This is a genomic window from Kocuria sp. ICS0012 (assembly GCF_001665945.1).
GTDB classification, from domain to species: Bacteria; Actinomycetota; Actinomycetes; order Actinomycetales; family Micrococcaceae; genus Kocuria; species Kocuria marina.
The window spans coordinates 1-11,812 of the sequence record NZ_LZMM01000034.1 but is presented as its reverse complement, the minus strand read 5'-3'; the positions used below and the strand labels follow the sequence as shown (position 1 = coordinate 11,812).

At 60.8% G+C, this 11,812-nt stretch carries 13 protein-coding genes; 7 read left to right on the top strand and 6 right to left on the bottom strand.

The annotated features are described in order from the left end of the window. Positions 1–333 precede the first annotated feature (333 nt). From A5728_RS05050 to A5728_RS05020, 7 genes are all read left to right on the top strand, one after another. On the top strand, positions 334–768 hold the full coding sequence (locus A5728_RS05050) for a hypothetical protein (RefSeq protein ID WP_156523388.1): 435 nt from the start codon (positions 334–336) through the stop codon (positions 766–768). A 61-nt stretch (positions 769–829) separates the two neighbouring features. Further along, positions 830–1,180, top strand: a complete 351-nt coding sequence (locus A5728_RS05045; protein ID WP_064846003.1) for an Lsr2 family protein — start codon at positions 830–832, stop codon at positions 1,178–1,180. Between the two features lie 20 nt (positions 1,181–1,200). After that, positions 1,201–2,121: a MarR family winged helix-turn-helix transcriptional regulator gene (locus tag A5728_RS05040; RefSeq protein ID WP_064846002.1), complete on the top strand. Its 921-nt coding sequence runs from the start codon at positions 1,201–1,203 to the stop codon at positions 2,119–2,121. Positions 2,122–2,341: 220 nt separating this feature from the next. Next, positions 2,342–2,839: a hypothetical protein gene (locus A5728_RS05035; RefSeq protein WP_064846001.1), complete on the top strand. Its 498-nt coding sequence runs from the start codon at positions 2,342–2,344 to the stop codon at positions 2,837–2,839. Positions 2,840–3,175: 336 nt separating this feature from the next. Continuing rightward, entirely contained in the window at positions 3,176–4,609 is a 1,434-nt protein-coding gene (locus A5728_RS05030; RefSeq protein WP_231885516.1) for a hypothetical protein, read from the top strand. 238 nt (positions 4,610–4,847) lie between these two features. Further along, the gene (locus A5728_RS05025) at positions 4,848–6,971 is read left to right on the top strand and encodes a site-specific DNA-methyltransferase (RefSeq protein WP_064846000.1); all 2,124 of its coding nucleotides are present in this window, start codon (positions 4,848–4,850) and stop codon (positions 6,969–6,971) included. 15 nt (positions 6,972–6,986) lie between these two features. Beyond that, complete coding sequence (locus A5728_RS05020; protein WP_197493100.1) at positions 6,987–9,581, top strand: DEAD/DEAH box helicase; 2,595 nt, start codon at positions 6,987–6,989, stop codon at positions 9,579–9,581. Between the two features lie 30 nt (positions 9,582–9,611). On the opposite strand, the gene A5728_RS05015 is transcribed toward A5728_RS05020, so the two are convergent. The 6 genes from A5728_RS05015 to A5728_RS04995 form a co-directional block, all read right to left on the bottom strand. Then, positions 9,612–10,169, bottom strand: a complete 558-nt coding sequence (locus A5728_RS05015; RefSeq protein ID WP_064845998.1) for a hypothetical protein — start codon at positions 10,167–10,169, stop codon at positions 9,612–9,614. A gap of 63 nt (positions 10,170–10,232) precedes the next feature. Next, positions 10,233–10,508 (bottom strand): hypothetical protein, encoded by a 276-nt coding sequence (locus A5728_RS05010; protein ID WP_156523387.1) that lies wholly within the window; start codon positions 10,506–10,508, stop codon positions 10,233–10,235. Between the two features lie 8 nt (positions 10,509–10,516). Further along, entirely contained in the window at positions 10,517–10,657 is a 141-nt protein-coding gene (locus tag A5728_RS14450; protein WP_197493099.1) for a hypothetical protein, read from the bottom strand. 19 nt (positions 10,658–10,676) lie between these two features. Further along, positions 10,677–11,093 carry a hypothetical protein gene (locus tag A5728_RS05005; RefSeq protein WP_064845996.1) on the bottom strand — a complete coding sequence of 139 codons (417 nt, stop codon included), beginning with the start codon at positions 11,091–11,093 and terminating at the stop codon, positions 10,677–10,679. 35 nt (positions 11,094–11,128) lie between these two features. Beyond that, positions 11,129–11,356 (bottom strand): hypothetical protein, encoded by a 228-nt coding sequence (locus A5728_RS05000; protein ID WP_064845995.1) that lies wholly within the window; start codon positions 11,354–11,356, stop codon positions 11,129–11,131. An 86-nt stretch (positions 11,357–11,442) separates the two neighbouring features. Next, positions 11,443–11,784: a hypothetical protein gene (locus A5728_RS04995; protein WP_064845994.1), complete on the bottom strand. Its 342-nt coding sequence runs from the start codon at positions 11,782–11,784 to the stop codon at positions 11,443–11,445. Between the last annotated feature and the right edge of the window lie 28 nt (positions 11,785–11,812).

Here is an 11,812-nt window from a genome sequence, read left to right as displayed (position 1 = left end):
CCGTGTCGACACCCGGGCGTAGCCGATCAACTTCCCCATGTCCACCCCATCTGTCTCGCAACCAACGTTGAGTATCCGATTCTAGAGGCATGGATAAAGCACAAAGATGCGAGACACCCCGATCCGCGGAATCATGCGGACGCAAATTTCCCGGACGAGACGTCTCGCATCCCATGCCTTCAAAGACACACCAGAGAAGCTGTGGCTGAGGGTGGGGTACATGCGAGCAATGGTTACGATGAACCTAACCAATGCTCGTCACAAGCCGTAGGGGGAACGATGCCATTCGAGGTGTTCGACAAGAGGATGACTCCACTGGCGAAGGCGCCGAGCGTGACCATCCAGAAGCGCGGAGTGATCTCCCTGAACAAGGCCGCCCACGACCTCATCGACAACGCAGAGACAGTAGAGCTGCTGTTCGATCGTGCCCGTCAGGTCATGGCGGTGCGCGCCACTGATGACTCCTCCCCGCACGCCTACGCGGTCCGTAGCGGATCCAAGCGCGGGCCCGGGCAGGCGATCGTCTCGGCCACCGCCTTCACCGCCCACTACGGCATCGACACCACCGCCACAAGGCGGTGGAAGCCCTTCGTGGAAGACGGCATGCTTTGCGTGGACCTCACCACCGAGGGCACCGTCATCACCGGCAACCGCACCAAAACCCAACCACCGCTCCAGCCCACCGAGGCGACAGAGTCGGCGGAGGACATCGACGTCGTCACTGTCCAGGAAGATCCGGCCGGCGATGACACCACCGACGACTCCTAACCTCCCGTACGCCAGCACAGCCCTGTTCTACGACCCGCTCACCCGAAAGGACCCGCCACCCATGGCCCAGAAAATCGAAGTCCACCTCGAGGACGACCTCGACGGCGGCCCCGCCGACACCACCGTTTCCTTCGCGCTGGAAGGACGCGGCTACGAGATCGACCTCTCCATCGCCAACGCCGAGAAGCTGCGCGAAGCCCTGCGGCCCTTCGTGGCCGCCGCCCGCAAGGTCCCCAGCGGCAACGGGCGCCGCAAGCGCGGCGCCGGCACCTCCACCTCATCCGGGGAAACCGCCGCGATCCGGGCCTGGGCCAAAAAGCACGGCCACCAGGTCTCCGACCGCGGCCGCATCCACCAGTCCATCAAGGACGCCTACTACGCCGCCACCGGCGCCGCCAGCAACCAATCCTGAGCTCACCCCTTGGAGGAACGATGCCTGCCGTCCCGATCGCCCAGCTCATGGATCACCTCGCCCAGGTGCCGGAGCTGGAGCAGCTGTTGCTTTCTGCTCGCGCCGCCGGCGGGCAGCCCACCGCCACCGAGATGGCCGAGGTTACTGGCCTCGACGTCGACCATGTCGTTGATCTCACCGAGCAGCTGATCGGACTGGGGCTGGTGGAGTCCGAGCAGTCCCGGGCCAACGAGGTGGTGCCTACGGCTCGTGGGCGGTCGCTGGCGGCCCAGCTGGAGCGCTCTTACAGTGACGGAGCCCGGCGCACCGAAGCGATTCGCCGTGGAGTGCTGGAGTCTTTCCGCACCCAGCGCCGCCCTGTCTCGACAGGTCTGGTTGAGCAGTGGCCGGGACGTTCACTACAGCCGGCGCCCAATCACGACGAGATCACCGGTGCCTATGAGTATCTCCAGGGACAGCAACTCATCCTCGCGCAGAAGCTCGGTGGTGGAGCATGGTTCGGACTCGAACTCACGCCTGCTGGCCGAGATGCCTTGGAAGGCCGGCATCGGTTGGTGACCCCCCAGGCAGCAACCACCATCCATGATCACAGCGACCACTCCCAGACCTTCAATCAGCAGGGAGCAACCATCGGCGCGCTCTCCGTCGGAGACGCCAACACGGTCTCCGGAAAAGTCACCGTCGCGGCTCAGTCCTTGAAGCAGGTTCGTCAAGCACTCACCGAGGCCCTCGACCAGGTGGGTCGACTGCCGGTGGAGCATCAGGTGCCGGTGCAGGAAGCTTTGGAAGACGCGGCCTCCGTGGCCAGCACCGATTCCCCACGCCCGGGGGCGCTGCGCAGGCTGGTGCAGGCCGCCTCCGACGCCGCCGGATCTGCGGTGGGCACCGCCGCCGGCCAGACCATCGTGAACCTGATGAACTCCGCAGCCACCCTGATTTAAGCCCACCGCCACGCCCTGAAACCGCCCCTCCGCCTACCCCCGAGCAGGATGGCGAAGTAGAGAGCGCCGGGCGACCTGGTCAACACGGTGGGGGCACGTGTCGAGCCTCTGACTATGCTTCGTCCCGTGGCGACGGGAACATGAATCACCGCTTCGACTACAGGCGACATGCCGAACATTAACCTAAACCCGCAACATCACCTCGTCAGGAGATGAACCTATGACCACCCTTCATCCAATCGAGATCCCAGCCGATGTCCCACGCTACTTGACTGTCGGCTTCGGTCGTTCCTCACACGAGGCGAACATCGAATCCTGGATTCGCCAGGTCATGGAGTCGATCTCACACCAGATGAGCATTCCAGCTCCCAAGGTCCATTCCGACCGCCAGGAGCAGGGACGCCTTCTGGTCTACTGGGAAACGGAACTTAGCCAAGCACAAATTTCCGCGTTCATCGCGGAGACCAACCGGCGTTTAAACTTTGCGGTTAACGACGTCATGGCGGCAACCGAAAGCGCCCTTCATGAGTACGAAGACGCCAAAATCGTAGCCCGAGCTAAGCGTCTTGAACTGTCGCAGAAGATTGTTGACGCTGTCCAGTGTGGAATCTCAGGAGACGACATCACCAGCGAACTAGGAATTGACCGAGAGGAAATTTCTGACCTCTATGAGCTGGGCTCCGCGGTCAACCGCGTCGCTTACCCAGGTACGCATTGATAACTACTGCACCTCGTTCCACCGGTCGACTGCGCCGATCCACTCCAGCTGCCAGGCCTCGTTCCGGTCGGCGCGGCTGACACGAACGTAGCCGACCGCCCGCCCCTGCTGGGCCATGTCTGGACCCCGAACAGATGTGTTGCTCTGATTTCAGAACAGTCCTATCGCAACGCCCTGAAGAACCCGAGGGCCTGTCGCAATGCGGTATGCTCCAACGCGACGATAATGCACCAATGAGAGTACTTCATCGCCTCGATAAGCAGGCGTTCATCCGTTGTCTAAATGGCAGCTGGGCAACTGTCGGCCACGAATGCACACTTCCCGTACCGTGGAACCGTGAGCGAGATCGAACAGAGCCCTAAAAGCACTCCGGTGACCACCCAGCCCTCGACAGACCTGGAGCGCTTCGAGGAAAGCGTGCACAGCATGCTGGCACAGGCGGGGTTGCCTGTGGAGAGACTTTTCGTTCCCGTAGGTGAGCGGAAGATGCTGGTTAACACCTTGCCCGGTGTCCTGGAACGGCTTGACACGACAGTCTTGAGTCGGTCGCATTACATCTCCAAGATGATCGCCGCTGCCGCGGTAGGACTGTTCGACGCAGCCCTGAATTATTTGTGGGACGAACTGGTCAGCGAGCTGCGCCGTCGGGTGGCCGGGTTCGACCTGAAGTATTTTTTCGACATCGCAGCCGGAGCGAATGCGGATCTGCGCAAGGGGCTCAAGGGTGAAGAGGACCTGACCAAGCTCGATGACGCCAGGCTACTGAGCGCTGCCTTGGCGATCGGCCTACTCACCGACACCGGGTACCAGCGTCTGGACCACATCCGGTTCATGCGCAACCACGCCAGCGCAGCCCACCCCAACCAGGTGACCCTGACCGGCCTCGACTTGGCGAACTGGTTGCAGATCTGCATCACCGAGGTCATCAACACCCCTCCGGATACTGTCACGGCCAACACGGGCCGGTTGTTGGCCAACATCAAGGCTACTGTCCTCGACAAAGCCGCCGTCGACGCAGCGGCAGCCTTCTTCGACCAGCTTCCGTACGACCGGGCAGCCACCTTAGCCAACGGCCTCTTCGGGCTCTACACCGACCCAGGGCGCACGGTCATCGTGGCCGATAACATACGCATCCTGTGGCCCCAGTTGTGGCCGTTCGTCACAGAGGAGACCCGGAGCGGATACGGACTGCGCCATGCTCGGGCCTTGGCCAGTGCCGAGACTCAGTTCGCCACGGCCGCACGTGAACTCATCGAGTTGGTAGGCGGCAGCTCGTATCTCACCCCAGAGGTACGAGCTGTAGAAATGGCGGATGCGCTGGATGTTCTCGATGCAGCTCATGTCGGTTTCAACAACTTCTACAACGAGCCGGCGCCGGCCCGCCGAGTGGCTGAACTAGCCGGCGAGCAGGGCGATGTGCCGGAGGCGGTTCGCCCTCGCTATGTTCGCACCGTAATCGAGTACTTTTTGGGCAACGGGTTCGGTGTCAGCAGCGCTGCTGCCACCCACTACGAGAAGATGCTCAAGGCATTCGCTCCTGGAGACGCTGGCATTGCTTTGCGTCTGTTCCTGGACCCCCGGATCAGCTCCCTACTCAGCTCCACTGTGGGACGTCACCAGTGGGCCGAGGTCTTGGACATTCTGGAACCAAAACTGACCAGCACCAGGGATCGCAACCTGATGGAGGCTGTTCGCGCCTTCACCGGGCCCTTGGAGCAGATGCGACTCGACACCAAAATTAAGAAGCTGACGACTACAACGACGCCGTAATCCTCTGCTGGCCCGGCAACTTGTCCGGAGCCACGAGCGTGCGGCGACGGGGTGAACGCTCCGGCGGAGCGAATGCATGCTCCAACCCACTCGTCTCGATGCGGGCAGCCGCCTTGTCCCCCGGTATGTTGTCAACGGCAGATGTCAGCCATATAGCCGTGTGTTGATCCGGCTTGTGTTGGTTCTGCCCGATCCCGGTAGTGGGTTCGATGCCCCCGTTTGATGGAGTCTTTGCCCTATGTCCAAGCTGACCGATCTGCTGCGCCAGGTTGAGCGGAAAGATCCGCAGCTCGCCGCCGACCTGGACCGTGAGTACAAGGCGCTGTCCTCGCGACGCGCATTCGGCTTGAACTTCGAACGGCACCACCCCGAAAGCATAGAGATTCCTGGGCGGAAGGTGCGCAAGGGCGAAAAGGTTCGCATCCTGCCGCCACGTAGCAGTCTCAAGGCCACAGACAAAACACTCTGGGTTGTTGAGTGCATCGAGCGCGTTGACGGTGGCCACGTGGCGCACCTAACCGAGCACGATGCCCATAACCCGGAAACACGAATCGTAAACGTCGATGACCTCGTAGTGGTTGCGGTGTTCCGAGATTTCATCTATCCCGGCTTGGCCTCAATTGGGAAAGTAGAACGAAGCGAAGGTAAGCCCTTCCATACGTTCATCAAAGGGGAGAACTTTCATGTACTGGAGTCTCTGACATATACCCACATGGGCAAAATTGACGTCATCTATATCGATCCACCATACAATACCGGCGCAAAAGACTGGAAATACAACAACGATTACGTCGAAGGTGACGATCTTTACCGACACAGCCGGTGGCTTGCGTTCATGGAGCGCCGCCTATTGATAGCCAAAGAATTAATGAACCCAGAGGACTCTACCTTAATTGTCACAATTGACGAAAAGGAATATCTTAGATTAGGCCTTTTGCTAGAGCAGATCTTTCCTGAAGCTCGTATTCAAATGGTATCATCGGTCATTAATCCCGCAGGCTCCACGCGCACCGGTGCGTTTGCGCGAACCGACGAATACGTTTTCTTTGTTTTGATCGGAGATGCTCGCCCTACTCCTGCCGCCCTTTCAGATGAGTGGCGCCTCAATCCCTCCGATAAGCGAACGACAAAAATGCTATGGGCGATGCTCAAAAGGAACGGGACAGGTAATAAGCGCGCCGATCGGCCGTCCATGTTTTACCCGATATTCGTTTCGACCGATGGCCAAAGGATAGTTTCAGTCGGTGACTCCCTGTCTCTCGAAACCTCGAGGAACAGCATTCATCCGCCAGAAGGAACCGTTGCATGCTTCCCCATTAATTCTGACGGAAGTGAAGGCCGCTGGCAAATTGGCCAAGACAATCTTCGGGAAATAATTGCCGAAGGATTTGTTCGCATTGGACGCCCCAATGAGCACGGATTTACGCTTTCCTATCTCAAGGCGGGTGAGCAAAGGAAGGTTCGCCAAGGAATCTACGAGATAACCGGTCGCCGCAACGATGGATCGGTTATTTCTGAGACTTCAGTTCAAGAATTTATTCCAGGTACCGCATGGCGAGTTCCATCTCACGATTCCTCTCGGCACGGGTCCAACTTACTAAAGGCCCTGATGCCCGACCGGAAATTTCCTTTCCCTAAGTCTCTTTATGCCGTAGAAGATGCATTGCGTTTTTTTGTCCAGGACAAACCAAATGCCACGGTTCTTGATTTCTTCGCTGGGTCAGGCACGACGGCACACGCTGTCATGCGACTGAATCGTCAGGATGGAGGCAGACGTCAGTGCATCTCTATTACGAACAACGAGGTGGCTGCGGAGGAGCAGAAGGAACTTCGCAAAGCTGGTCTGAGGCCCGGAGACCCGGAGTGGGAACAGCGGGGTATATGCGACTACATCACCAAACCGCGCATCGAAGCTGCCATCACAGGGAGTACGTCACTGGGAACTCCGATCAAGGGCGACTACAGGTTCGTGGACGAGTTCCCAATGTCTAAGGGAATTGACGAGAATGCTCAGTTTTTCGCTCTTACCTATGAAACTCGAACACAGGTATCTCACCACAAAGCGTTTCGCCAAATTGCGCCCTTGCTGTGGTTGCGCGCAGGCGCCTACGGCGCCTGCATCGAAACCGAACCCGAGTCCGGCTGGAAGTTGGCGGAGGTCTATGGTGTATTGGTCGATCTGGACACCTCCACGGCATTTGTCGAAGCAGTAAAGGCCGCCAGCGGCATTGGGATGGCCTACATCGTCACTGACGACGAACGACGCTTCCAAGCTGTGTCTCGCCGCCTTCCCGAGGGCGTGGAGGCAGTGCGGCTCTACGAGTCGTACCTGCGAAACTTCCAGTTCAGGAACGGGGTCTAAGCCGTGCGGTTTACATTGAAGGATTACCAGGACCAGGCCGTTTCCGATTTGTTGATCGCTCTTCGTGATGCTCGAATGTATTACGAGGGATCTGGCCGCCCGCAGGCGGTGACGCTCACCGCCACGATGGGGGCCGGTAAAACCGTAATCGCCTCCGCACTTCTGGAAGCACTATTCACTGGCAACGAGGATCTGGATTTCGAGGCCGATCCCAAGGCCACAGTGCTGTGGTTCTCCTCCGACCCTGCGTTGAACGAGCAATCACGCTTCCGCCTACTGGAAGCCACGGACATGATCCCGTTCAGCGACCTAGTGGTAGTGCCCACGACGTTCAACCAGCGCACGTTCGACCCGGGCAAGGTCTATTTCCTCAACCATCAAAAATTCGCTCGCACCTCCCTGCTGGTCCGCGGGTTCGAAGAGCGGCAGGCCGCTCTTCCCCTGGAGAGCATGCCCGACGGGCGCGAGTACACGATCTGGGACACGATCCGGAACACGATCGAGGACCCCGATCGGACGCTTTACATGTTCGTCGACGAGGCGCATCAAGGGATGGGTCAGTCAAAATCCGCGACACGAGCACACGAGTCGATCGTGCAGCGCATCATCAACGGTCAACAGAACACCGTGCCGAGCATCCCCCCGGTGCCGATCATCCTGGGCATCACCGCCACGCCACAGCGCCTGCACGAGACATTGGAGACGTGGGACGAACGCCTGGTCGTTGACCGGGTGAAGGTCAGCCCAGTCGATGTACAGGCCTCCGGTCTACTCAAGGACACCTACGTGCTGGACTCCCCTGCCGAGTCCGGAGCTTTCGATCAGGTGCTGCTGCGCCGAGCCGTGGACCGGTTGCGGGAGATGACCGAGGCCTGGGCCGAGTACGCCCGCACCGACGGCGACGGGCAGACCGTCAAACCGCTGATGATCCTCCAGCTACCGAATACCCCTGACCCAGATGATGTGGGCCAGGCTTTGGACACGATCTTCCAGCAGTGGCCGGCCTTGGCAGAAACGAATGTCGCCCACGTGCTCGGCGAGCACACCACCCAGCGTTTCGGCTCCCACGAGATCCCTTACCTCAGCCCCGAGGAAGTGCAAGACCATGACTGGTGTCAGGTGCTGATCGCCAAGGACGCGATTTCCACCGGCTGGGATTGTCCGCGCGCTGAGGTCATGCTCTCCTTCCGGCCGGCCTCGGACCGGACCCACATCACCCAGCTGCTCGGACGGATGGCCCGCACTCCCCTGGCCCGCCGTATCCCCGGCAACGACCTGCTCTCCAGCGTGTACTGCTTCCTGCCGCACTTTGCCCCCACAACCACCCGGGAAGTCGCCGACGCTCTGACCTACGGCGACGAGAACATGCCCCCCGTTCCTGGTAGACGAGCTTTGATCGATCCGATCGAGGTCACCTCCGAGCACATTGACCAGGAGGTGTGGGACGTCTTCACGTCCCTGCCGTCGATGGCACTGCCCAAAACGGTGACGAACCCGGTAAAGCGCCTGACCTTACTGGCCCATGAACTGGCCGCTGATGAGATCATGCCCGCTGCTGGTGCCCGTGCTCACGAGCTGATGCACCACGCGCTGGACGGTGCTGCGGCCACACACCGTACAGCGGTCGAGACCTCCCTGGACGAAGTAAGACGTGTGGAGGTAAGCGAGCTGTTCGTGGACCGGGCCACCGGCGCCAGGACGGCCGGTGGTTATACCGCCGAGGCCGATGAGGCAGTTATCGAGGAGGCATTCCGTCGCGCAGGCCGTGTGTTCGGCAAAGCTGTGACGATGAGCTACGCGTCCTACTTGGCCGATCAGAGCATCGGCGCTGACGAGGATGCCGATGAGGTCGAAGCGCTGATCGAGGCCCAAGCCCGAATTGCTGCGATGGCGCGGGTGCCAGCCGTGGTCGAGACCTTCAACCGGAGAGCTGAGGAGCTGGCCGATGAGTGGTTCACCACCCACCGTGTGGCGGTCGCTGGGCTGTCCCCGACACGGCAGGAAGAGTACCGAAAGATCAAGCAGCAAGCACGCACGGCCCAGGCGATTTCCTTGGCCAAACCGGAGCGCTGGCTGGTGCCGTCATACGCACAGATTGGCAACGACGAAACCACCCGTGAAGAGCTGCCGCGGTACCCGAAGCATCTTCTGATGCCAATCGAGGGAAACTACCCAGAAGAGTTCAAGAGCTCCTGGGAGCCTGAGGTCCTGCGCTTAGAGCTGGCCAGGGAAAGCTTGATCTGCTGGTACCGCAACCCTGGTGTGGCCAAACCTGAATCATTGGCTGCGGTCTACTCGGAGGGCGATCAGCAGGCTCTGGTACGCCCAGATTTCATCATGTTCGATCGCGCACCCGGCGGCCGGGTGGTGGCTTCCATTGTCGATCCCCATGGCCACCACTACGGGGATGCCCTGCCCAAACTGCGCGGACTTTCCGCCTATGCCGAGCAGCACGGGGACCACTACGCCAGAATCGACTCGATCGCCAAGGTCGGCGGGCAGCTGCGCGTGCTCGATCTCAAAGACTCACGCGTGCGGGAAAGTATTGCCCATGCAACCTCCGTCGAGGCGCTCTACAACGACCAGCTAGCTCTTGACTATCAAGGGTAAAGAATCCGGCCAAGCCCTATGGTCGATGAGTCAGTTGGAGCGCATCTCGTAGGCCGGCAGGCCGTAGGGGTCGTGCTGGTTATTGACCGTGGGATAGAGCTGCTGTCCCCGCACCTCATAGGCCGGCAGGCCGTAAGGGTCGTGCTGGTTATTGACCGTGGGATAGAGCTGCTGTCCCCGCACCTCATAGGCCGGCAGGCCGTAGGGGTCGTGCTGGTTATTGACCGTGGGATAGAGCTGCTGTCCCCGCACCTCATAGGCCGGCAGGCCGTAAGGGTCGTGCTGGTTATTGACCGTGGGATAGAGCTGCTGTCCCCGCACCTCATAGGCCGGCAGGCCGTAGGGGTCGTGCTGGTTATTGACCGTGGGATAGAGCTGCTGTCCCCGCACCTCATAGGCCGGCAGGCCGTAAGGGTCGTGCTGGTTATTGACCGTGGGATAGAGCTGCTGTCCCCGCACCTCATAGGCCGGCAGGCCGTAGGGGTCGTGCTGGTTATTGACCGTGGGATAGAGCTGCTGTCCCCGCACCTCATAGGCCGGCAACCCAAAAGGGTCACGCTGATTGTTGACCGTAGGGTAGAGCTTCACGAGATTAGTTCTCCTCGGTGTTGGCAGTCGATGCACCTAGTTGGCTAGAGGCCAGCCAGGTGGTCACTTGTCGAGTTCAAACCAGTGGGTTAGCAAGATGACTTCTTGCAGCTCGTCACCCGAGTTGCCGGTGCAGTACAGGCCATCCTTGGTGGTGCCGGTGACGTGGTATCTGGGGGAAAAATCAGGGCCACGGTCCAGGATTTCTACTGCGACCTCCTGGTGTCCGTGCTTAGGGCTCTCTCGATACATGGTGAAGGTTTCAATTCGCCACGTTTCGTGAGCCTTTGCCGCCTGGTTCAAGCACTTGATGACGTCGCTGGTGTCTCGGATATCCATAGTCGCCATCATGCCTCTCGGCGCACGTGCAGGAGGGTGTATCCCTCGGGAACGTTGGCCAGTAGTTTTTCGCGGGCGTCAGTGTAGTCGTCGCCTTCGGCAGAGATTTCTTGGGTGGTGTCGGGGCGGATGGTGCCGATGATTTTCATGTGTGTCCTTGGGTTGGTGTCAGCGGTGGGTGCAGGCGGCGGCTTCGACGGCCTGGAGGTGCAGCCGATCGGCGGCGGCGGCCGTTTGGCGGGCGGGGTCGCCGTCGTCGGGGTCGTCGTGTTCTTGGGTGGCTTCTTCGGCGGCGTGCATCTGGTCGTCGTGGTAGCCGGACAGCGCCTCGGTGAGCAGCTGATAGGTGCTCGGCTCCAGGGTGATGCTGACTTTGCCGGCACTATGGGCGGCTTCGATGGTGCGGCGCAGTTCCTCGGCGTGCAGGACCTCGTGCAGCAGGGTCATGCGGTCCTCGGTGGTGGGGGCGAACTGTGCTTGACGGGTGAGGAGCTCCTGATGGGCCGCGTGTTGCTCTAGGGCCTCGGTCAGCACCTCATAGGTGGTGGAATCCAGCTGATAAGTGAGAGTGGGCTCGACGCTCATGGTGTTCCCTTCGATGGGCGCGGCCCCGCTAGGAGTCAGGGGCGGGGCGTTCGGATGATGAGCTGGGAGACGCGCTGCTGGCCGATCCCCAGTAGTGCGGCGATCGCTTTCTGGCTCATGCCATTCCTGCTCAGAGCCGTGACGGCTTCTCGGGCCTCCTGGGCTGCTTCTTCGGTGAGCTTGCGCGCCTGTTCGGCTTTCTCCTGAGACTGCTTCCAGCTGCTCAGGGCGGCAGCTTGGGCGTCGGTGAGTTCTTGGCTCATTCAGGAGGTCCTTTCGGGAGGGGCACGGGAGCCGGCGGGATCGGTAATCCCAGCGTAGGCCGGGGTCGGACCCCGGCCGGTTGGGTCTAGGCCGGGGTGATGTAGAGAACGACGTCGGCGGAGTGGGTGTCATCGGCGGCCACGAGCACGGTCCAACGGGCCGGCCCGAGGTGGCCGGTGTGGATCGTCCAGGTGGTGCCCACGCTCAGCCAGTGATGTTTGCCGATCAGAGCCTCCAGGGTGGCGCTGAGGGCTTCCATGACAGCCGCGGTGCCCTGGGTGGGCTCCTGGTCCTCGGAGAGGGCGCACGCGCGGTCGTGGGCGTCTGCGGCCATGACGACGCGGAACCCTGGACGCACTCCGGCAGCCTGGGCCGCTGCGGTGACCTCGACCGGGGCGCATGTGGCGGGGGTGTAGGTGATGGACATGGCTGGGGTCCTTCCTGGGTGCGGTGCT